The organism is Pedobacter sp. D749, assembly GCF_019317285.1.
GTDB lineage: Bacteria > Bacteroidota > Bacteroidia > Sphingobacteriales > Sphingobacteriaceae > Pedobacter.
This window is the reverse complement of the sequence record NZ_CP079218.1, coordinates 3,827,993-3,849,366: the sequence shown is the minus strand read 5'-3', so window position 1 is coordinate 3,849,366 and position 21,374 is coordinate 3,827,993. Positions and strand designations below refer to the sequence as shown.

Below are 21,374 nucleotides of genomic sequence, written 5' to 3'. Positions count from 1 at the left end.
TTCGTCGTTCCTTCTCGCAATGACGACTTGTCTATCAGAATGTAATTATTCCTTCAAACTCCCGATCTCGGGCCTCCGGCTTTATCCTTATATTTGGTTTTTTAAGCATAATGAAACAACTCTACATCCTTATTTTCTCTGCTTTTATTTCTTTTGGTGCCAATGCGCAGGCTGTACTTAAAAATAATATGGTTTATAAAATAGTTTATTTCCGTTCGACTGATGGGAAGCCAAAAGAAGACCGTAATCCAACTGTGGTATTGGCTTCAGCAAGCCAGAATTTAATTAGTAATGCTGGTATTCTCGATCATAAGGCAAAGTATCCTTACGAACAGAGTATTGTTACTAAACCTGCGCAAATTTTGTTTCAGGTTGCCGATTTAGATACAGATAAACAAATTGCGACTGCTGATAGCCTTGCAATTGGTAAGCAGGCTTTTGAGTTGGGTAACGAAACCAAAGTGATTTTGGGTTATACCTGCAAAAAGGCAACTACAGTTGTTAACTCTAATCGGATAGACTTATGGTATACAACTGATGCCGGAATAAAAGCTGCGCCAACCAATTTAGGCCAGAACCTTGGTTTGGTTTTAGAGCAGGTGCGCAATGGCAATAGCTTTATAACTGCTGTAAAAATCGGGGAAGTTAAAAATTCGAAACCGGTCGATCTCCAAAAAATAAGCGCTAAGCTAACAGATGGATTAACGTATAAAGATTTGCTTTGGAAAAGCCGGTTTACCACGCTAAGTGTTTTTAATAATGAAACGATTAATTTTATAGATAAACCACAATCGAACGATTCTGTATTCCGATTTGCAGGAGGAACTGTGATTGCCAGGAAAGTTAAATTTCCCGAATACCAGTCCAATCCTAATGTTTTTGTCGATTTAACCGAGCAATCTAACGGCGATGCTTACGATAGAACAGGATCGGTATTTATTATCCCGACTGATAAACAGATCAGTTTAATGGATGCACTTAAAAATTCTGTTAAAGACCTGCCTGTTTATGATAATGGCAACGGGAAGAAATACCAGGGCGTTGTTGCCACAGCAAATTATAATCCGGTTATAGAATTAATGCGCTTTTTTACTCCTTTTGGTGTTGGTAAATACAATACTTTAAAATTGAAGGATAAAAATTGGGCGGATAAAGTTTATTACAGACAGGATGTTTCAGAATTGTTTCCGCTGGTAAATGGAAAAGAAGTTTGGATAGCTGTTTTTATTGGTAACTATGATAAAGGTGGACATAAAGTTTCTTTAAATATAACACTGCATAATGGTGGAAGTGCAAAAGAAGCCAAAGAAGTGATTTTGCCTTTATTTAACTCGACTAATGTAATGGAAATGGCCGGACAAGAATATGCAACCATGTTTAGCAGCGATAAAGGATTGGAAGTTTCTTTTACCTTAACCAAAGACCTAAAAAATGCTAAACTGCGTTACATTACAACAGGCCATGGTGGCTGGGGTAATGGCGATGAGTTTGTGCCACGGAAAAATACCATCTGGCTGGATGAGAAAGAAACCTTCGCTTTTACACCATGGCGGCAGGATTGCGGTTCTTACCGCTTATCGAATCCTGCATCCGGAAATTTTGAAACTGGTCTTTCCTCGTCGGATTTAAGCCGTTCTAACTGGTGCCCAGGCACAGTTACCAATCCGGAGTGGATTAGTTTAGGAGATTTAAAGGCCGGACCACATACCATAAAAGTAACCATCCCGATGGGTAAACCAGAAGGCGGCAGCTCAAGTGCATGGAATGTTTCGGGCGTGTTGTTGGGGGTGGAATAACCAAATGATTTGTCATCCTGAACGCAGTGAAGGATCTTTTTCTTGCCTCTTTTTACCATGTAAGGCATTTAAGTTAATATAAGCTCAAATGAACAGATTTTTTGTTGCTCGTTCCTAAGCGCTTGGTTTTATCTTATGCATCCTGCAGCCCTAAATAGCAGCACAAAACTATCTTTCTAAACCGGATTGAAGAGGAGATCCTTTTTTGCGGCCATGAGCAGTGGGGCATGAGGACAAAAAAGATCGTACCGGAAAGCCAGAGTAACGCTTAACAAAACTTACGGAACCTGCTTTCCAAATCAACATAAACAAATTTAGATTTCTGGAGGTGAGACACCAGCCGATAGGATAATATTATTTTCTAGAGATGGGTACCCAGCGATCGTCATTTCGAGTGGAGTACAACGCAGTTGAGAAATCTATCTGGATAGATCTCTCCGTTCCACTTCGTTTCAGTCGAGATGACGACTTTTTAGATCTCAAAATGTGAATAACCTCTCTTCACTCTGTGTAATCATTTTTATTATATTTACGGCTGCCAATTTTTGTAAATAAATGAGTGAAGAATTAGATCAAAACGTAAACGAAGAGCACAAACATACCATAACCCCAATCAACGGTTTATACGAAAACTGGTTTCTCGATTATGCGTCTTATGTAATTCTCGACAGGGCAGTTCCACACATTAACGATGGTTTAAAGCCCGTTCAACGACGCATTATGCACTCTTTGAAAGAGATGGATGACGGGCGTTTCAACAAAGCAGCCAACGTAATCGGTAATACCATGAAATATCACCCGCATGGTGATGCATCTATTGGCGATGCAATGGTACAGATTGGTCAAAAGGATTTATTAATTGATATGCAGGGTAACTGGGGCGATCCGGTTACTGGCGATAGTGCTGCTGCACCCCGTTATATTGAGGCACGTTTATCAAAATTTGCCAACGATGTGGTGTTTAACCCAGATACTACCGAATGGCAGTTAAGTTATGATGGGCGTAACAACGAACCGATCACTTTACCGGTAAAATTCCCTTTGTTATTGGCACAAGGGGCTGAGGGTATTGCCGTGGGTTTGGCTACCAAGGTAATGCCGCACAATTTTATCGAATTACTGGATGCCTCGATAGAAGCGCTTAAAGGGGTGCGCCCTAATATATTGCCCGATTTTTTTACGGGCGGAATGGCCGATTTCTCGAATTATAATGAAGGGCAGCGTGGAGGTAAAATCCGCGTTCGTGCGAAAATAACGGAGAAGGATAAAAAGACTTTGGTGATTACCGAAGTTCCGTTCAGCACCACAACGGGTTCTGTTATCGATAGTATTTTATCTGCCAATGATAAAGGCAAAATCAAGATTAAAAAGATTGAGGATAACACGGCGGCCAATGTAGAAATTGTAGTGCACCTGGCACCGGGTATTTCGCCTGATGTAACCATTGATGCATTGTATGCCTTTACGGCCTGTGAGGTGTCGATTTCGCCAAATACATGTATTATCCAGGGTGATAAGCCGCTCTTTTTGAGTGTGAACGATATCCTGATTGAAAATACTAAACACACTAAATATTTATTAAAGAGAGAGCTGGAGATTCGCTTGCACGAGTTGCAGGAGAAAATTTTCTTTAGTTCGTTACTTAAAATATTTATTCAGGAGGGGATGTACAAAAATCCTGAATATGAAAACTCATCCAATTTTGATACCGTAGTTGAGGTATTACATATTTTATTCGATCCGTTTAAACCATCGCTTTACCGCGAAATATTACCTGAGGATTTTAAGAAACTGATTGATAAGCCAATGAGTAGCATCACCCGTTTTGATGTGAAAAAGGCCGATGAGCAGATGAAAAACCTGGAAGATGAGATTAAAGTCGTTAAAAACCATTTAAAACATCTTACCGATTATGCAATTGCCTGGTACCAGAAATTATTGAGTAAATATGGAAAAGGAAGGGAGCGTAAAACCGAAATCCGTTTATTCGATCGGGTAGAAGCATCGAAAGTTGCATTAGCGAACGTGAAACTGTACATGAACCGTGAGGACGGATTTATCGGTTCTGGTTTGCGTAAGGATGAATTTGTGGCTGATTGTTCGGATATAGACGAGGTAATTGTTTTCCGCGAAGATGGTAAATGTATCATCACTAAGGTGGCTGATAAGACCTTTGTAGGTAAAGGCATTATTCATGCCCAGGTGTTTAAGAAAAACGACGAGCGTACCATTTACAATATGGTTTATAAGGATGGTGCCAGCGGTACGTCGTATATTAAAAGGTTTGCCGTAGTTGGGGTAACACGCGATAAGGAATACGATTTAACCAAAGGATCGAAAGGCTCAAAGGTTTTATATTTTACTGCCAACCCGAATGGTGAGGCGGAAATTGTGAATGTTGCCTTGAAACCGCATTCTAAATTGCGTAAACTTCAGTTCGATCAGGATTTTGCAGAAGTGGCCATTAAAGGACGTGGATCGCAGGGAAATATTATTTCAAAATACCCGGTTAAAAAAATCATTCTGAAGAGTAAAGGCGTTTCTACCTTATCGGGTCTTAAAATCTGGTACGATGATTTATTAAAACGCTTAAATGTTGATGGCCGTGGAAAATACCTGGGTGAATTTGATGGCGATGACCGTATTTTGCAGGTACATAAAGATGGTTACTACGAGTTAAGTTCTTTCGAACTGAGCAATCACTTTGATGACGGATTAATCCTGATTCAGAAGTTCGATCCTGAACAGATTTTTGCCGCTGTTCATTTTGAAGGCAAAGCGCAGAACTATTATATCAAACGTTTTGCATTCGAACTGCAAGCTAACGGAAGGAAAACCATTTTTATAAGCGAGGAGCAGAAATCGAAGTTGCTGTACCTTACTTCAAATCCGGCAGCGAAAATTATTGTTGATGTTTTAAAGGGCAAAACCCAGATTCCGGAAACGTTGGATTTAACCTTAGCTGAATTGATTGATGTTAAAGGATTAAAAGCAAATGGTAATCGGTTATCTCCACATGATGTACAGAAAGTGGTATTAGAAGAACCTGAAGTGGTTGTTGAAGAAACTGAAGAAACCAGTGTTGAGGAAAATGAGGATGATGGCATAACGGCTAATGAGGCGGTTAGTAATGAAGAAGCGGCAACTGATACTGAAGCCAATGATGCTACAATTACGGATGAAGCTGTTGCAACGCAGCCAAAACCTAAATTTGAACGTGCAGAAACACCTGTAGTTAAAGCGCATAAGCCAGAGGTAAAAGAAAAACCTGTTGCAGTAGAAAAGCCAGTAGTAGAAAAAACAAAGCCAGCAGCCGAACCTGTTAAAAAGGAAGAGGTTAAAACCGAAGAGAAACCTGAGGTTGAAGAAAAACCTGCTAAAAAGATAGATTTCGAAATTACCAATCCGGATGATATTGATATTGACGATAAGGGACAGTTGGGCTTGTTTTAAATAGACTTGAGAGTTGTCAACTTTAAAGGCCTGGTGGCAAGAAAGTTGACAACTCTTCGTATTTCAACCAAAACATTTCATTTTTAAAGCTATATTTGCCATGCTCAAAGGGGTGCTTTTTGATGTTGCAATTTCTGTTGCCATCAATTTGCTGAGATTATACCCATTTAGAGGTTTAAGCCAAGAGGTTTAAGGTATAGGGTTTAACCTTACGCCCTATACCTCAAACCTTACACCTTCTAATGAACCTGATGCGGGTAATGCCGCCGTAGGAAGAGGTTAAATTTACAAAACTGTTTCGCCCTGAAAACAGTAGCTAATTGTTTTTTACCGGCTGCAAAGCAAATTATTGTAAATGAATTTTCAAGATTGGTTTAAGCTTTTTCAGGAGCAGATTTTACACACCTCATTAATCGAATGGCTGGCTGTTGGTTTTGGCGTATCTGAAGTTTTATTGGCGAGGAAAAATAATATCTGGCTTTATCCAACCGGGATCATTTCTATATTATTGGTGATGAGCTTATTATACAAAGCGAATTTATATGCAGAAATTGTACTTAATGTTTATTATTTGGTAATGAGCGTGTATGGTTGGCTAATTTGGAAAAATCAGGAAAATCATCACCATATGGAGGTTCTATGGTCAACAAGAAAAGAATTACTTATAGCTGTTTTAATTTCTGTAATAGGATTCGGAATTTTCTACACCGCTCTAATCAATTTGCCTGAACATTTTGTAATTGCTAAAATAGATATTTTCTTTACCAAATCAGATGTTCCAATCGCAGATGCCTTTGTTTCTGCTACTGCCTGGGCAGGCATGTGGCTGTTGGCCAAACGCAAAATAGAAAACTGGATATTCCTGAATATTTCGAATATTGTGGCCATTCCGTTGCTATTTCATAAAAAGCTTCCGCTTATGGCCTGTTTAACTACGTTTTTGTTCGTCGTAGCTATATTTGGATTTTTTGACTGGAACAAAATCATTAAAAAAACAAGCTCAAGTTGGCTTAATTAGATTCTACACAAAAAAAACATGAGTGAAACATTAGCAACTACCTGGCAGGAAAAAGTAAAAGCTTATGCCGCACTTTCTGAAAAAATGGGTAAACTTCATCCCGAAATTTTAGAACTGGCTTATCAGGAAAATTGGTTTAAACTTTTTGTGCCTGAAATTTATGGAGGATCAAACAAAAAACTCCCTGAAATTTTAAGACTGGAAGAAGAATTAGCAGAAGCCGACGGAAGTTTAGGCTGGACCATTACACTTTGTGCCGGTGCAGGCTGGTTTGCAGGGTTTTTAAATCCCGAATTGGCTGCAGAGATTTTTGCTAATCCCGAAGTTTGTTTTGCCGGAAGTGGTGCTGTTGGTGGTGTGGCCATTAAAACGCAAACTGGTTATCTGCTCAATGGAAAATGGAGTTATGCCAGTGGTGCATTACATGCTACTATATTTACTGCTAACTGTACAATTAAAAACGAAAATGGGGATGACATTTTGGATGAAAACGGAGAACCGGAAATTAAGTCATTCATCCTTAAAAAAGAGGAAGTAAATATTTTACCTGGTTGGTCTTACTTTGGTTTAATAGCCACAGGGAGCCATGCTTTTGAAGTTTGCGATTTAAAGGTTGAAGAAAATCGTGCCTTTAAAATTAACCAGCAAATTGAAGTGGCCGATTCTGGCTTTGACTATCCCTTTTTGCAACTCGCAGAAACCACGTTAACGGTAAATAGTTTAGGAATGACCAATCATTTTATTAAGCTGGTAGAGCAATCATTTTACTCCCGTTCCGGGTTAGGTAGATATAGCGAAGCACAAATTTTGTTTTTTAATCATGAACTTAACCGCTGCAAAGAAGAAGTGTTAAGCCTTCGTGCAAAATTCTATCATACTTTTGATGCGTCCTGGAATCAGTTAATGAGTAATGGAGAAATTGCTGATGACAAATTAAGCGAGGTAAGTTCAATAAGCCGTAAATTGGCCCATGCCTGTTGGAAATCGGCAGCTACTTTATTTCCATACTGTGGCCTAGAGGCTGCAAAGAAGGAATCAGAAATTAACAGGGTTTGGAGAGATATTCATACGGCAAGCCAGCATGCTTTACTTACTTTTGAAATTTAATTATTCCAAAAGCTCTGTTTTAATTTTATCTCTAAAATCAGTAGCAAACTTATTCAGTTTTGGTTGTATTACAAATGCGCAATAAGGTTTTCCCTGGTTGTTGCTAAAATAGTTCTGATGGTAGTCTTCAGCCTCATAAAATTCGGCTACAGGACAAACTTCTGTTGTAATGGGCTTGTCGAAAATTTGCTGTTTGGTTAAATCTTCGATCATTTTCTCCGTCAGTTTTCTCTGATCTTCATTTTTGTAAAACACTACCGATCTGTATTGCGTACCCACATCATTACCCTGTCTATTTTGGGTTGTTGGATTGTGGGTTTTAAAGAATACCAATAACAACTCACTAAACGAAATTACGTTCTCGTCAAACGTAATTTGAATTACTTCTGCGTGTCCGGTATTGCCATTACAAATTTCCATATAAGTAGGATGCTTTAAATCTCCTCCCATGTAGCCTGATGTAACCTGGCTTACCCCATTCAATGTCTGAAAAACGGCTTCGGTGCACCAAAAACAGCCTCCGCCAAATGTTGCTATTTGCATATTCTACATTATATAAAATCTGTTCCAATTTTTAGATCAATCAAAAAAAAGACATTTTTTTGATATTACAGTATAGTTAAAGATTAAATTATTCCTGGGTGTTTTAAGGAGGACATGTTTTGTATGAAACCTAATAATCTTCTCTTAAATATACGCAAAGACATTTAATATTCCCCTAATTTTTGAAAGTCGCGACGCTACAACTAGATAGAAAAGATTCCAATAAACGCTGGTTTTAGCATCTCGCAAAGAAATTTATTATTTTCTAATTTTTTGAAAGTCGTAGCGTGATGCTACGACTAGATATGCTTTTTCCAATTGGGGAGCAAATAAAAAAGCCTGTAATCGTAATTACAGGCTTCAGTTTTTATTGATATTGGATATATATCGGTTTTGGTTTAAGCTTTAACAGCTCTTCCGGAGTCATTAACCGTTTAGGTTCTTTCTTCAGGTCATTTTTATAAAACAGCTTAAATCCAGTAAACTGTACAGGCTCGCCTTGTATAAAGTGGCGGTAGGTGCCTATTTTTAAATCGGGTTCGCCCCATCCGTCCATATGCATTACAACCTGTACTTCAGGACGTAGTTTAATGTTAGCTGAATTGGTTACCATTTTCTTTGTAAAGCGGTGCAATACAAATACTTTTGGAGGCAAATTGTGTTTTTTAACAATATCGGCCAGGTACTGCGTTACATAATTTACATCGGCAGCATCATAAGTGCCAATTTTTCTACCAGGTAATGAACCATCCTTCATTGAAAATTCCGGGTCGATACCTAAATGTACATAAGGCAGTTCAAGATATTTTTCGATGTGCGGTAATTCTGCTTTTATGGTACTTAAAGCCACCTGAAGATCTAAAAATACAATTGTGTTGGGTTGCATTTTGGCAATTTTTAAAACAGAATCGATCTGTTTATTGCCCATCCTGTTGATGTATTTTCCATCTTTGCCAGGTGTTCCACTTGCTACTGCAGCAATATAGTGTAATCCTGGTTGTACAGGGGTAGTAGGATCAGCCTTTTCCCAATGTTTAACCTCAGCATTTAGGCGTCGCCACATTTCTTTAGGTGCATATTCGCCAAGAGCTCCCATTTTTTTCGAATGCAGGTTTCCATAATAAACAACAATGCGTTTAAACGGTAAAATAGCCCCAGCTAAAGGATATGGTTGTTTTTTTACCGGCCATCTTCCGGTAGTATCTCCATTTGCCAGTTTTTTTACTAACGAATCGTAAAGTTTTGGATCAACCGGTTTCATTACGTTTACAGTTGAGTCCGTTTTCTTTTTAGTGGTATCAGATGAGAAGATTTTACCAATGCCGCCACTGCTCTTACCGTCTGAATTACAGTTGGCGAATAAGCTGATTGCGGCAAAACCAAGTATTATGGTGCCTGCTAATTGAGGGAATTTCATAGAATATATTAGATAATTAAAATTTAGTCTTTTTCCGGACCGATGAAAGTAGGACGGAAATCTGATAGTTTAAAATAAAGTAATTAACATTTACACATTACAGAATTTACCGAAAACGCCTAATGGCAATTTAATGCCTGATGTAGCCTGTAGAAACAGTTCTCCCGTCTCAAGATTGTTAACCGCAGGAAAAGAAGTACGGATTAAATTTTCAACAATTACTGAAGAAAAACCGAGGGAGTAGGTATTTAAAATTAAGAAATGTTCTTTTTCATCTAATAATTGTACTACATCCTGCATCATTTCCTGGATATGGTCTTCGAGTTTCCACTTTTCGCCATTAGGACCGTGGCCATAAGCTGGTGGGTCTAGAATAATGCCATTGTATTTTTTGCCCCTTTTTAATTCTTTCTTTACAAATTTTAGTGCATCCTCAACCATCCAACGGGTATTTTTCAATCCTGAAAGCTCCTGGTTTTCATTTGCCCAGGTAACAACCTGTTTAATCGAATCAACGTGGGTAGTTTCTGCACCTGCTGCGTTGGCAATTAGTGATGCAGCACCGGTGTAGGCGAAAAGATTTAAAACTTTTGGCTGTGGCGTTTTAAATTTTTTAATAGACGAAGAAATGAAATCCCAGTTTACTGCCTGCTCGGGGAATACGCCCACGTGTTTAAAAGACGTTAAACCTAAGCGGAGTTTAATGGCCACTTCATCATTTTTATATTCTACATGCCAGCGATCAGGAATAGATTGGTTTTTCTTTACCCATTCGCCCGAAGTAGCCGAACGGCCCCTGAAAGTGATGTTGGCAGTTTTTTTCCAATCCTGTTCTGAGTATGTTTTTTTCCATACCGCCTGAGGCTCAGGACGGATAAGGGTTACATTTCCAAAACGTTCTAATTTTTCAAAATCCCCGCAATCAATCAGTTCATAATCTTTCCAATGGGTTGGGGCAAGTAATTGTATCATGTATTAAATAACTTTAAATTTGGGTAATTTATAATGTATTGATCGTCAGTTATCAAAGTGAGATTGTCTGCTAATGCCTGTGCAATAATCAATCTGTCAAATGGGTCTCTATGGATCAATGGCAAAGCTAAATACTTGTCAAGATGTTGTTTTTGGATATTCAATACTGATATACTGAAATTATTTATTACCTCATACATCTCTTCCAGGTTTCTGGTAACAATCAGTTTTCCTATGTTAAGCTTTATAATGATCTCCCATAAACTGGCAATGCTTATAAATTTTTCATTTTCAGAATCAATAATGCTGTTTATTGTTGACTGATCAAGATTATGATCTTCATTAATTAATGAAATGAAAATATGCGTATCGAGTAAAAGACGCATTACATATAATCTTTTAAATCGTCTATTGGATCATTAAAATCTTTAGGAATGATAAATAAGCCTTTTGCAGCACCATATAAGCTTTTTGGTTCTTCAAAAATATTTGTTTTTTCGTTTTCCGATTTAGGAAAGCTCTTCGAATGTTTGGCTTTTAAAAAATCAATAAAATCTTCTACCTCGTTTACCATGCTTTCTGGTAAGGTTTCCAACTTGTGAATGATGTTTTTAGTAGCCGTTGTCATAACTAAACAAATATAAGAATTTTCTTAAAACTTATCTTTTGCAGCCTTCATGAAGCGGCTGGCAAATACGAAATCGTTTAGTTCCTTAATGTCGGTATGTGCAATTTCTTTATTACTACCTTCCCAGAATTTTTTTCCTTCGTGTAAGAACAAAATGTAATCGCCAATACCCATAACCGAGTTCATATCGTGTGTTACCACAATGGTTGTGGTTTTGTATTCTTCGGTAATTTCCTGAATTAACTCATCAATTACGATCGAAGTTTTTGGATCTAAACCTGAGTTAGGCTCATCACAGAACAAATATTTTGGGTTCATAGAAATGGCACGTGCAATACCCACACGTTTTTTCATTCCACCAGATAATTCTGCCGGGAATAATTTGTTTTTACCCGCAAGGTTTACCCGTTCTAAACAAAAATCAACTCTTTCCAGCTTTTCTTTTCTGCTTTGATCAGTAAACATGTTTAATGGAAACATGATGTTTTCTTCAACGGTCATACTATCGAACAGGGCAGAGCCTTGAAACAACATGCCAATTTCTTTACGTACTTCAATACGTTGCTCGTAAGTCATTGGTGTAAAATCGCGACCATCGTACAATACCGAGCCCGAATCTGGCTGATGCAAACCAACCATGCATTTCAGTAAAGTTGTTTTACCTGATCCCGAACCACCAATAATTAAATTGGTTACACCTTCTTCAAACTTTCCGGAAATACCTTGCAATACGTCATTTCCAGAGAATGACTTATAAATATCTTTAATTTCGATCATTACAATAAAAGTTGAGTAACTAAATAATCGCAAACAAGAATAGAGATACAGCTTATTACAACTGCTCTGGTACTGGCCTGCGAAACTTCTAAAGCACCACCACGAACGTAAAAACCTTCATACGCCGGAACTGATGTAATGATGAACCCAAATACAAAAGCTTTTACCAATGCTACAACTATGGTATAAGGATTAAAATCAGTTGTAATACCCTGAATGTATTCAGCGGGTGTAACTGCTCCAGAAATAGAACCGCCGATATATCCTCCGCTTATACTTAAAAACATAGAAATGATCACCAACATGGGTACCATGGTTATGCCCGAAATAATTTTAGGAAGAATAAGGTAGCCTGGTGCATTTATACCCATAATTTCTAAAGCGTCAATCTGTTCGGTAACACGCATCGAACCAATTTCTGATGAAATGGCTGATCCTATTTTTCCTGCCAGAACAATTGCACTAATAGTTGGACTTAACTCTAAGATACTGGAGTCGCGGTTTACAGAACCGATAATTGTTTTTGGAATAAAATCACTAACCAACTGGAAAGCAATTTGTAAAGTCATTACTGCACCTATAAAAGTAGAGATAATGGCAATTAAACCTAAAGAGCCTACACCAACATAATCCATTTGTTTGGCGATTTCTTTCAGGTATATTTTCAGTTTTTCCGGCTTTCTGAATACAGACTTGAGTAGCAGGATGTATCTGCCGAAATTGGTAAAATTCATTCCGTATGTATTTGCTTAATTTAAATGATCGTTCTATACTACTACAAAGAAACGATAAAAAAGTTGGAGCGCTTTGTTAATTGTAAAAATATTCGTGGTTTTGAATATAAATATGGTTTTTTGTCAACAAAAATTAAACCATAAATAATGAAAGCTGTAATAACCGGAGCAACTAAAGGAATTGGCAGAGCTATTGCGACTAAATTTGCCCAAAATGGATACGATTTAGTTTTGGTGGCAAGAGGTTTAGATGAACTCGAAAAGTTTCGGCAGGAATTAATTCCTTATGGGAATGCTGTTTTTACGCAGGCAGCTGATTTTTCGGTTAAAGAAGAAGTGTATGCTTTTTTAAATTCGAAAGCCATAAATTTTGATCATGTAGATGTTTTAGTAAACAATGTAGGGATCTTTTTGCCTGGCAGTATGCTCGATGAGGATGACGAAACCTTCGAAAAGCAACAGCAATTAAATACAAATGCCTGTTATTACATCAGTAAGTTTTTTGGAAAAAAAATGCGTTCAGCAAAGCGAGGCCATATATTTAACATCTGTTCGGTCGCCAGTAAAGTACCTGTAAAAAATGGAGGCAGTTATAGTGTAACAAAAGCAGCGATGTTAAGTCTTAATGATGTATTGCGGCAAGAGTTAGCACCTCACAATGTTAAAGTAACTGCATTTTTGCCCGGCTCTACCAAAACTTCATCCTGGGAGGGAACAACAATTCCTGATGAAAAATTTGTTCAGCCAGAAGATATTGCAGAAACTTTGTTTACCATTTTAAACTTAAGTAAAGGGGTAAATGTAGATGAGGTTTTGATTACTCCGCTTGATTTTTAAACACAAAATGAACAACGTTATGGAAAAGAAGCTTTTTAGAAACGAACACGATAAGATGATTGCCGGTGTAGCTTCGGGACTTGCAGATTACATGCAGGTGGAGGTTACCATAATTAGGTTATTGTTTGCATTATCGGCTATATTTATGGCTGGGGGTGGCTTGGTTGCCTATATTATAATGTGGATTATTGTTCCGGTTAATAACGACCCGGCGGCAAGATTCTCGAAATTTAATGATTACTTTGGTAATAAAAACCCAAATCCACAACCATTTGGAACTGCCGATCCCTTTGCCGGACCTGCTAATCAGGGGAATCAGAATTGGACACAACCTGTAGATGGTACACAGAAAACACCTTTCGAAACACAACCAAATTTCGACAAATTCAATAAATCTAATGATACTGGTCGTACGATAGGCGGATTGGTGTTGCTTGTAGTAGGATGTTTTTTCCTGATGCGAGAAATGGATTTCATCCCTGATTGGTTTAGTATCCGCAACTTATTCAGGTACATGTGGCCGTTAATATTTATTGCTTTAGGCATAAGTATTATAGCCAAATCAAAAAGAAAGAACGATTGGGCAGCTTTTCAGCACCAACAGGAAGCTGAGCAACAAAAGGCAGCTGATTTTTCTGAAACCATTGCAGAAAATGAACCTGCAACACCAGTTAACAAAGATGATAATTCAACATCCGCTAACCCTCAAGTATAATTAAAATGAAATTAGATAGATTAATATGGGGTATTATCCTGCTTTTTATTGGCGGTGTACTTCTACTCGAAAACTTTGGCGTAATCACTTTTTATTGGCGCAACGTATGGAGCTTTTGGCCGGTATTCTTAATTATAGCAGGCTTAAATATCCTGTTTAATAAAAACAATTCGCAAACTGGCAGCATCATTTCTATTGGTGTTTTAGTGGTAGCCCTTTCGTTCCTTTTTTATAAAGGTCAACAGGTTCCCGAAGGTGGAAGTTGGTGGGGCCGTCAATTTAAAAAAGATGTCGACATTAATATTGAACACAATAATGACGACAACGATAACGACGACGATGATCATGATAACGACACATCATATAATCACTTAAGTTTGTCTGAACCATTTTTAGCTGCAGATAATGCAAAAAAAACGGTATTAAATATTTCCGGAGGTGGCATCTCTTTTAATCTTGATGGTGAGACAGCTGAGTTGATCAAGGCAGACGTAAAGAAAAAACATGGCAACTTTTCTTTAAAGAAAGTCCTTACCGATAGTGCTACCGTTCTTACTTTCCAAATGGACGATAAAAAGAATAAATGGAATTTTGGTGATGGTGGTAACGATGTTGACTTCAAATTAAATAAAGAAGCCAACTGGGATATATTGATGAAACTGGGTGCTGGCGAAGCAAACTTTGACTTTGCCAATTACAAAGTACGTACTTTCCGATTTGATGGTGGAGCTGCAGCTTTGGATATTAAATTCGGAGATTTATTGCCAATAACCGATGTAATCGTAAAATCGGGTGTAGCTGATGTTAAAATCAAAGTTCCTACTAACTCAGGCTGCAGGATTAGAACTAAAACAGGTTTATCAGCTAAAGATTTCGACGGATTTGAGAAATTGAGCGATGGAGTTTACGAGACTTCTAATTATAAAACTTCCGCTAAAAAAATCTTTATTAATTTAGATGGCGGATTGAGTAACTTTGAGGTAAGCAGATATTAGAAAGGTAGAAGGTTTTAAGGTGGAGGGCGTAAGGCTTAGACTTCGCTAACTGAGTCTTAATAAAGCTTTGATTCTGCAATCCTAAAATCCAAACAACTCTGATCCAATCTAATGAATCCTGATATAAAGGCAGAAGGTTTTAAGGTGGAGGGTGTAAGGCTTTAGTCGGTCTAACTTTTATAAAACGCTGATCTTGAAATCTTATAATCCAATGAATCCTGATAAAGAAAAATTATATATAGTTGTAATTAATGGTAAGCCACAAGGGCCGTATAGTTTAAACGAACTGAAAGATTTAAACATCACAGCGAATACTTTTATACGTAAGCCCGGAATGGACGATTATAAAGAAGCTCATGCAATTCCCGAATTGCGTGAGCTTTTGGGTTTTAGCTATCAAAAAACTGCACCTCAATATTTTGCCGCTTTTGATCAAAGATTATTGGCATCAGTAATTGATCATTTTATTATTTTCGGTATATATAGCATCATTATTTTAACGAGTTATATTTTTATTGAAGGCAAAGATCAGCGGATTATGGCTTTTCTGATCCCATTCCCATCCATATTTATTATTAAACTCATTTATGGCAGTATTGCAGAGGCATCAGCCAGTCAGGCTACTATTGGTAAAAAACTCCTCAATATTAAAGTAACCGATTTAGAAGGCAGCCAGGTTTCTTTTGGTATTTCGCTGGTTAGAAACTTCTCTAAAATTTTATCTGTAATTCCTGTTTTCTTTGGCTATTTATATAGTTTTCTTAATAAGAAAAACCAATGCTGGCATGATATTGCTGCCAATACTTTGGTCATAAAAGACAGGTTAATATAAGTTAGAAAAGCAGGGACAGTACATCTGTAATGGTTAGTCGGGCTGTACGCTATATCTCCGATGTAAAATCGGAGTATGCCGCTTCCATCCCGTTTAATAAACTTAGGCCAGTGCAATGATGCCAAACCCACCCACCGTTAAAAAATAAACCCGATTGAAGCGAACACGAAGTGCAACGGAGTAAAGCGTAAAGCGGGACTGCATTTCCTAGGCACTCCTGCCCTTCCGTTTCCAAAAAAAAATCAAATTATTCCTTTATAAATCAACTGATTTAATTACAACATTCCAACATTAAAACATTCCAACAATCCTTATCTTTGCAAACAGATGGAAAATATATTGGCAAAACATGATCTGGCTGGCGGATATTGCAACAGTTTAACGGCTTATTCAAGGTATTTAACCCGCGAGGTGAATATTGGTGATATTGCATTGGGTGGACATAATCCAATCCGTATTCAATCGATGACAACCACCGATACCATGGATACTTTGGGTACGGTAGAACAGACGATCCGTATAGTAGAATCGGGTTGCGAATATGTGCGTATTACTGCTCCGAGCATTAAAGAAGCCGAAAATCTGGCCAATATTAAAAAAGAACTGCGTTTCCGCGGATATAATGTTCCGCTAATTGCTGATATCCATTTTACGCCTAATGCTGCCGAAATGGCCGCCCGAATTGTAGAAAAGGTACGTGTTAACCCAGGTAACTACGCCGATAAAAAGAAATTTGAGAATTTAGAATACACACAGGATGCTTATAATGCAGAGCTGGCCAGGATTTATAAAAAATTTATCCCTTTAGTTAAAATCTGTAAAGAGTATGGTACAGCCATGCGCATCGGTACCAATCATGGTTCACTATCTGACAGGATTATGAGCCATTACGGCGATACCCCGAGAGGAATGGTAGAATCGGCAATGGAATTTATCCGCATGTGCGAAGACCAGAATTATTATAACCTGGTGATATCGATGAAAGCCAGCAATACTCAGGTGATGGTGCAGGCATACCGTTTATTGGTAGAAACCATGGCTAATGAAGGGATGAATTATCCTTTGCATTTAGGCGTTACTGAAGCTGGTGACGGCGAAGATGGTCGCATTAAATCAGCCGTTGGTATCGGTACTTTATTAGAAGACGGACTGGGCGATACCATTCGTGTTTCCCTGACCGAAGATCCTGAATTTGAAGCACCCGTAGCTAAAGCTTTGGCAGACCGCTATGCTTTAAGAATTCCGAATTCCGAAGCCGGAAGTGCGGAATCGATTAATTTACGCCCCACGCCCCACGCTCCACGCCAAACTTATAATCCTTACGAGTACAATCGCCGCATTACCACGCCTGTACAACATATTGGCGGGCATCACCATCCGGTAGTGATGATTGATGTTTCCAAAGAAAATTTAAAAGATCCCTATTTTTTAAGTTCTGTTGGTTACAACTACAGCGCAGGTTTAGATAAGTATAACCTGGCCGATCAGGCTTGCGATTTAGCTTATTTAGGTGATAATCTGCCATCGTTCTCTTTCCCCGGGAATTTACAACAGGTTTATAATTACCAAACCTGGTTAAAACTTAACGATAAAAACAATTGCCATCCTTTATTTACGCTTGCAGAATATGGTTCCGCAGATATTAAAGATGAATTTTTGAATTTTGTACACATTGATTCAAAACAATTTAACAATACAACAATTCCACAATTGGATAGCACAGTTGTTTTAATCCTCGAAACCAGTTCAACTCACGGAATGGCCGAGCAAAGGGCCTTTTTTGTAGCCTTGCAAGAACAAAAAAATCAGGTTCCAGTAATTATCAAAAGGACTTATCAGGATGCAGATGCTGATCATTTAATGCTTTATGCTGCTACCGATATTGGTGCTTTATTTACTGATGGTTTTGGCGACGGCATATGGATTGACGCGGAAGGGCAAAATCTTTCATTGATCAACTCAACCAGTTTTGGAATTTTACAGGCTACCCGTACAAGGATCAGTAAAACAGAATACATCTCGTGCCCAAGTTGTGGAAGAACGCTTTTCGATCTACAAGAAACCACACAGCTGATCCGTTCACGTACCGATCATTTAAAAGGCATCAAAATTGGTATCATGGGTTGCATTGTTAATGGGCCAGGCGAAATGGCCGATGCCGATTATGGTTATGTGGGCACCGGACCTGATAAAATTACTTTATACCGTGGTAAAGAGGTCGTAAAGAGAAATGTAACTACGGCTTATGCGCTTGATGAATTGATCGATATCATCAAAGATGATGGCAACTGGGTAGAGAAGAATTAATAAGAAAGAGGTTTAATAACTATGCGCGTGGTCGCGCGCCGTGGTTTGTGTCCCCACAAACCACTATACTGTCATTCTGAGCGCAGCGAAGAATCTATATCCAGTTAGCACCGAATTACAAACTACTGTGCCATTATCAATACTAGCTTATTCCGTGGCCTGTGTCCCCACAGATCACAATTATAATTACTCGTTTATTTTCGGTCTGTGGGTACACAGACCGAGGATTTAGCAGATTCTTTATTGCATTCAGAATGACAAAGACGAGAGCAACATTAAATTTTCTGACCAATAAATCCTAAATTGCCTTGATGAACATCCCGGAATTTCAATATTTATTTAACGAACTTAGAAACTTGCTCGCTGGCAAAGGCCTTGCTGGTAGCGAACTCATGTATTCTTACTTTTTTATTGGGCTGCTTGGTGTTATTTTATTTCTATACATTACTATATTTTTAACCCGACAGCTTTTTATTGGGGTTGTAAAAAGTGCAAAAACCAAATCCGATTGGCAAAATGCGTTGTTCGAGTTTAGGGTTTTTAGGGCATTTGCCCTAATATTTGGGGCATACATTATTCACAATGTTGTTCCTTATCTTTTTATCGATTTTAAAAACGGGTTATTTTATGCTTTAATATTTGCTAAAATCTATATGGTTTTAGCCGTAATGTTTGCTGTAAATGCATTTCTGAATGCTTTGGTGTCCATCATGGAATCATCAAAAAAATACGCCGATAAACCCATAAGAAGTTATAAACAGGTAGCCAAAATTGTGTTTTACATTGTTGGTTTTGTGCTCATTTTATCGATTATTCTTGGCGAATCACCTCTGTATGTATTTGGTGGTTTTGGAGCGGTTACTGCAGTTTTTATTTTGGTTTTCAGAGATCCGATTTTAGGTTTTGTGGCTTCTGTACAAATGAGTGCCATTGATCTGGTTAGGGTAGGCGACTGGATTACGGTAGAAAAATATGGCGCCGACGGTGAAGTAACCGAGATTAATTTAACTACCATTAAAGTACGTAACTGGGATAAAACGGTAACTATTGTGCCCAGTTATGCCATTGTAAGTGAATCTTTCAAGAACTGGCGTGCCATGGAAGAAAGTGAGGGCAGGAGGATCAAGCGACATATCAATATTAAAATTTCGAGTATTAAGTTCTGCGATGAGGAACTGATCGGGAGGCTACAGAGCATCGATTTTTTAAAGGATTATCTGAAAGAAACTCAAACTTTTATTGAACGTTATAACGCCGAAAACACGGTAAATCCAAATAACTTGGTTAACGGTCGCCACATGACAAATATTGGTACTTTCAGGGTTTATGCTGAAAAATACCTCGAAAGCAATCCGCATATTAATAAGGAACTCACCTTTATGGTACGCCAGTTACAGGCAACAGAAAACGGATTGCCTATCGAAATTTATGTATTCTCGAAAGAAAAAGGTTTAAAACGTTTCGAAGAAGTAGCAGCCGATATTTTCGATCATTTATTGGCTGCAGTACCTTATTTTGATCTCGAAATTTTTCAAAGCCCGAGTGGTAGCGACATGCGTAATTTTGTGAGGAGAGGTGATGATTAACGTCTTCAAGTTTGAATAACATGGAAATAAAAATTGCTACAAATGTTGAAACTGAAATATTTTATGCAGTGATTAAATTCTTGAAGAAGAGTAGTTGGGTATTGACTGCTGAATATGATGAGAGAATCTTTGACAAAGGAATTGACTTTGATCTTTATCGATTTGAAAAAGATAAAGAAACCATATTGTTAGTATGGAACAACTGGTTTGAGGGAGAAATTAAAGCAACTACAAAAACGTTGGATGAAATTGCTAAACATTTTAACCTCACCTTAGAATACGGAATTCCAGAATATTTACATGAGCAGAATATAATTAATTATATGAAACCACTACTAAAATTCAAAAAAAAGCATTAAGCAGTTTTGTATTTAATAATATAATATAATCTATCCTGTCCTTTACATACTCAATCATTTTTTGATTTTTAAAATCAAACCACAGTTGTCGGTAATCTCCTGAATTATCTATTTCATGTTTAAATTCTCTGAAAGGCTTTCTTTTATTAAGTGCCTCCATTAGTGTAACTTTTATCCGTGTATTATCAGGTAACTCATCTGTGAAATCTTCCATAAATCTAAAAGACTCAGTCGAATCTGGTTTTTCAATTTCCTTATATTCACTTGAATTTGTTTTTAACTCTTTTATATCCTCATCCCATGCATCATTGTCGGCAGGCTCAAAGCCTTCGTCGTTTGGTATAAAAATCAGTCTGTTATTTTTAATGTTCCAGTGGCATACGAAACCGCAATCGATTGTGTCTGCAATTTCTTTAATTTGTTCTGAGGTTAAAGCAGTCATAACATTTAATTATTCTTCCTCCAAAAATACCAAAACCTTTTCACAAACCTTAAACAAAAGCGGTGGTAAAGTTTCGCTGGTATAAGGCTGTGTTGCTCCATACACATGGTTGGCACCTTCAATTTTGATTAGCCTGCTGCCCGGATTGGCTTCTGCCAAGGTTTGTGCGGTTTCAAAAGGAACATTTACATCATCATCGCCATGGATAATTAACCAGGGGATATTTACCCGTTTTGCTGCATCCAAAATATTTAATGCTGCTGCATTTTCTTCCAGATCTTCCAATAACGTTACGTTTAAAGGCATTTGCTCTTTGGTACGGGCATTGGTGACGAATATTTTGCCATTCTTTTTCCATTCTGCCTCTTGTTCCTTTTTCCAAAGGCTACTAAAATCTGCAATGGCACTCCAGGTAATTAGTTTGTTGATCCTTAAATCGTTTGCAGCCTCTATGATGGATAAGCCACCGCCGCGGCTATGGCCGATCAGGTTTACCTTCGTGTCTTTACCGTAGGCTTTTTCGATAAAATCGAGTACCGCATTTAGATCAAAAAGTTCTTTCGATACCGTATTACGGGCAAAGGCATCCATATCCGTTACATCAATAGGGTCATCAACCGGCACACCGCTATGCGATAAGTTGAACTTGATATAACGGTAACCATTACTGGCAAAATACCTTGCCACTAAATTATGTGCGCCCCAATCTTTAAAACCTTTAAAGCCATGTACAAAAAGAATGATGGGTGTATTTGGGTTTTTGTCATCAAAAGTGATGTCGCCGATAATTAATTTTCCGTCTGCACCGCTAAGGCTAAAGTTGCTTTGTGTAATCATAGTTTAAAGGAATGGGTAT

General features: G+C 37.9%; 20 protein-coding genes and 1 riboswitch. Of the genes, 11 read left to right on the top strand and 9 right to left on the bottom strand.

All coding sequences use genetic code 11. The annotated features are described in order from the left end of the window. The first annotated feature begins 110 nt into the window (after positions 1-110). From KYH19_RS15480 to KYH19_RS15465, 4 genes are all read left to right on the top strand, one after another. A complete protein-coding gene (locus KYH19_RS15480) occupies positions 111-1,796 on the top strand; it encodes a PNGase F N-terminal domain-containing protein (RefSeq protein ID WP_219075774.1) in 1,686 nt (561 codons plus the stop codon). A 555-nt stretch (positions 1,797-2,351) separates the two neighbouring features. Continuing rightward, positions 2,352-5,249 (top strand): DNA gyrase/topoisomerase IV subunit A, encoded by a 2,898-nt coding sequence (locus KYH19_RS15475; RefSeq protein ID WP_219075773.1) that lies wholly within the window; start codon positions 2,352-2,354, stop codon positions 5,247-5,249. A gap of 221 nt (positions 5,250-5,470) precedes the next feature. Next, positions 5,471-5,542: riboswitch (TPP riboswitch) on the top strand. A 62-nt stretch (positions 5,543-5,604) separates the two neighbouring features. After that, on the top strand, positions 5,605-6,267 hold the full coding sequence (gene pnuC, locus KYH19_RS15470) for a nicotinamide riboside transporter PnuC (RefSeq protein WP_219075772.1): 663 nt from the start codon (positions 5,605-5,607) through the stop codon (positions 6,265-6,267). An 18-nt stretch (positions 6,268-6,285) separates the two neighbouring features. Beyond that, positions 6,286-7,374, top strand: coding sequence for an acyl-CoA dehydrogenase family protein (locus KYH19_RS15465; protein WP_219075771.1), 1,089 nt, complete (start codon positions 6,286-6,288; stop codon positions 7,372-7,374). Here the strand turns inward: KYH19_RS15465 and msrA are convergent, their stop codons facing one another. From msrA to KYH19_RS15430, 7 genes are all read right to left on the bottom strand, one after another. Then, positions 7,375-7,917 carry a peptide-methionine (S)-S-oxide reductase MsrA gene (gene msrA / locus KYH19_RS15460; protein ID WP_219075770.1) on the bottom strand — a complete coding sequence of 181 codons (543 nt, stop codon included), beginning with the start codon at positions 7,915-7,917 and terminating at the stop codon, positions 7,375-7,377. A gap of 367 nt (positions 7,918-8,284) precedes the next feature. After that, a complete protein-coding gene (locus tag KYH19_RS15455) occupies positions 8,285-9,334 on the bottom strand; it encodes a hypothetical protein (protein WP_219075769.1) in 1,050 nt (349 codons plus the stop codon). Positions 9,335-9,424: 90 nt separating this feature from the next. Beyond that, a complete protein-coding gene (locus KYH19_RS15450) occupies positions 9,425-10,306 on the bottom strand; it encodes a class I SAM-dependent methyltransferase (RefSeq protein WP_219075768.1) in 882 nt (293 codons plus the stop codon). Continuing rightward, on the bottom strand, positions 10,303-10,692 hold the full coding sequence (locus KYH19_RS15445) for a type II toxin-antitoxin system VapC family toxin (RefSeq protein WP_219075767.1): 390 nt from the start codon (positions 10,690-10,692) through the stop codon (positions 10,303-10,305). Before KYH19_RS15445 ends, KYH19_RS15450 begins: the two co-directional genes overlap by 4 nt. Then, complete coding sequence (locus tag KYH19_RS15440) at positions 10,692-10,934, bottom strand: DUF2281 domain-containing protein (RefSeq protein ID WP_219075766.1); 243 nt, start codon at positions 10,932-10,934, stop codon at positions 10,692-10,694. Before KYH19_RS15440 ends, KYH19_RS15445 begins: the two co-directional genes overlap by 1 nt. A 24-nt stretch (positions 10,935-10,958) precedes the next feature. Next, entirely contained in the window at positions 10,959-11,711 is a 753-nt protein-coding gene (locus KYH19_RS15435) for an ABC transporter ATP-binding protein (protein WP_086547603.1), read from the bottom strand. Then, positions 11,711-12,445, bottom strand: coding sequence for an ABC transporter permease (locus tag KYH19_RS15430; RefSeq protein WP_132403625.1), 735 nt, complete (start codon positions 12,443-12,445; stop codon positions 11,711-11,713). Before KYH19_RS15430 ends, KYH19_RS15435 begins: the two co-directional genes overlap by 1 nt. A 147-nt stretch (positions 12,446-12,592) precedes the next feature. Between KYH19_RS15430 and KYH19_RS15425 the strand changes: the two genes are divergently transcribed. The 7 genes from KYH19_RS15425 to KYH19_RS15395 all read left to right on the top strand — a co-directional run bounded on the left by KYH19_RS15425 (position 12,593) and on the right by KYH19_RS15395 (position 20,076). Then, a complete protein-coding gene (locus KYH19_RS15425; protein ID WP_219075765.1) occupies positions 12,593-13,282 on the top strand; it encodes an SDR family oxidoreductase in 690 nt (229 codons plus the stop codon). A gap of 19 nt (positions 13,283-13,301) precedes the next feature. Then, positions 13,302-13,997, top strand: coding sequence for a PspC domain-containing protein (locus KYH19_RS15420; protein ID WP_219075764.1), 696 nt, complete (start codon positions 13,302-13,304; stop codon positions 13,995-13,997). 5 nt (positions 13,998-14,002) lie between these two features. Further along, complete coding sequence (locus KYH19_RS15415; RefSeq protein WP_219075763.1) at positions 14,003-14,992, top strand: LiaI-LiaF-like domain-containing protein; 990 nt, start codon at positions 14,003-14,005, stop codon at positions 14,990-14,992. A 193-nt stretch (positions 14,993-15,185) separates the two neighbouring features. Then, complete coding sequence (locus KYH19_RS15410) at positions 15,186-15,824, top strand: RDD family protein (protein ID WP_255562439.1); 639 nt, start codon at positions 15,186-15,188, stop codon at positions 15,822-15,824. Between the two features lie 327 nt (positions 15,825-16,151). Then, on the top strand, positions 16,152-18,131 hold the full coding sequence (gene ispG / locus KYH19_RS15405) for a (E)-4-hydroxy-3-methylbut-2-enyl-diphosphate synthase (RefSeq protein WP_219075762.1): 1,980 nt from the start codon (positions 16,152-16,154) through the stop codon (positions 18,129-18,131). Between the two features lie 311 nt (positions 18,132-18,442). After that, complete coding sequence (locus tag KYH19_RS15400) at positions 18,443-19,717, top strand: mechanosensitive ion channel family protein (protein WP_219075761.1); 1,275 nt, start codon at positions 18,443-18,445, stop codon at positions 19,715-19,717. Between the two features lie 20 nt (positions 19,718-19,737). Further along, complete coding sequence (locus tag KYH19_RS15395; RefSeq protein ID WP_219075760.1) at positions 19,738-20,076, top strand: hypothetical protein; 339 nt, start codon at positions 19,738-19,740, stop codon at positions 20,074-20,076. Here the strand turns inward: KYH19_RS15395 and KYH19_RS15390 are convergent. Together KYH19_RS15390 and KYH19_RS15385 are read right to left on the bottom strand one after the other, a co-directional pair. Beyond that, complete coding sequence (locus tag KYH19_RS15390) at positions 20,060-20,518, bottom strand: UPF0158 family protein (protein WP_219075759.1); 459 nt, start codon at positions 20,516-20,518, stop codon at positions 20,060-20,062. The genes KYH19_RS15395 and KYH19_RS15390 overlap by 17 nt on opposite strands. A 9-nt stretch (positions 20,519-20,527) precedes the next feature. After that, positions 20,528-21,355, bottom strand: a complete 828-nt coding sequence (locus tag KYH19_RS15385) for a S9 family peptidase (protein ID WP_219075758.1) — start codon at positions 21,353-21,355, stop codon at positions 20,528-20,530. Positions 21,356-21,374 lie beyond the last annotated feature (19 nt).

Coding starts and splice junctions, on each gene's coding strand:
- KYH19_RS15445 (WP_219075767.1), bottom strand. CDS start 10,692: ATGCGTCTTTTACTCGATACGCATATTTTCATTTCATTAATTAATGAA.
- KYH19_RS15435 (WP_086547603.1), bottom strand. CDS start 11,711: ATGATCGAAATTAAAGATATTTATAAGTCATTCTCTGGAAATGACGTA.
- KYH19_RS15420 (WP_219075764.1), top strand. CDS start 13,302: ATGGAAAAGAAGCTTTTTAGAAACGAACACGATAAGATGATTGCCGGT.
- KYH19_RS15450 (WP_219075768.1), bottom strand. CDS start 10,306: ATGATACAATTACTTGCCCCAACCCATTGGAAAGATTATGAACTGATT.
- msrA (WP_219075770.1), bottom strand. CDS start 7,917: ATGCAAATAGCAACATTTGGCGGAGGCTGTTTTTGGTGCACCGAAGCC.
- KYH19_RS15400 (WP_219075761.1), top strand. CDS start 18,443: ATGAACATCCCGGAATTTCAATATTTATTTAACGAACTTAGAAACTTG.
- KYH19_RS15465 (WP_219075771.1), top strand. CDS start 6,286: ATGAGTGAAACATTAGCAACTACCTGGCAGGAAAAAGTAAAAGCTTAT.
- KYH19_RS15425 (WP_219075765.1), top strand. CDS start 12,593: ATGAAAGCTGTAATAACCGGAGCAACTAAAGGAATTGGCAGAGCTATT.
- KYH19_RS15440 (WP_219075766.1), bottom strand. CDS start 10,934: ATGACAACGGCTACTAAAAACATCATTCACAAGTTGGAAACCTTACCA.
- KYH19_RS15475 (WP_219075773.1), top strand. CDS start 2,352: ATGAGTGAAGAATTAGATCAAAACGTAAACGAAGAGCACAAACATACC.
- KYH19_RS15430 (WP_132403625.1), bottom strand. CDS start 12,445: ATGAATTTTACCAATTTCGGCAGATACATCCTGCTACTCAAGTCTGTA.
- KYH19_RS15385 (WP_219075758.1), bottom strand. CDS start 21,355: ATGATTACACAAAGCAACTTTAGCCTTAGCGGTGCAGACGGAAAATTA.
- KYH19_RS15415 (WP_219075763.1), top strand. CDS start 14,003: ATGAAATTAGATAGATTAATATGGGGTATTATCCTGCTTTTTATTGGC.
- ispG (WP_219075762.1), top strand. CDS start 16,152: ATGGAAAATATATTGGCAAAACATGATCTGGCTGGCGGATATTGCAAC.
- pnuC (WP_219075772.1), top strand. CDS start 5,605: ATGAATTTTCAAGATTGGTTTAAGCTTTTTCAGGAGCAGATTTTACAC.
- KYH19_RS15395 (WP_219075760.1), top strand. CDS start 19,738: ATGGAAATAAAAATTGCTACAAATGTTGAAACTGAAATATTTTATGCA.
- KYH19_RS15390 (WP_219075759.1), bottom strand. CDS start 20,518: ATGACTGCTTTAACCTCAGAACAAATTAAAGAAATTGCAGACACAATC.
- KYH19_RS15480 (WP_219075774.1), top strand. CDS start 111: ATGAAACAACTCTACATCCTTATTTTCTCTGCTTTTATTTCTTTTGGT.
- KYH19_RS15455 (WP_219075769.1), bottom strand. CDS start 9,334: ATGAAATTCCCTCAATTAGCAGGCACCATAATACTTGGTTTTGCCGCA.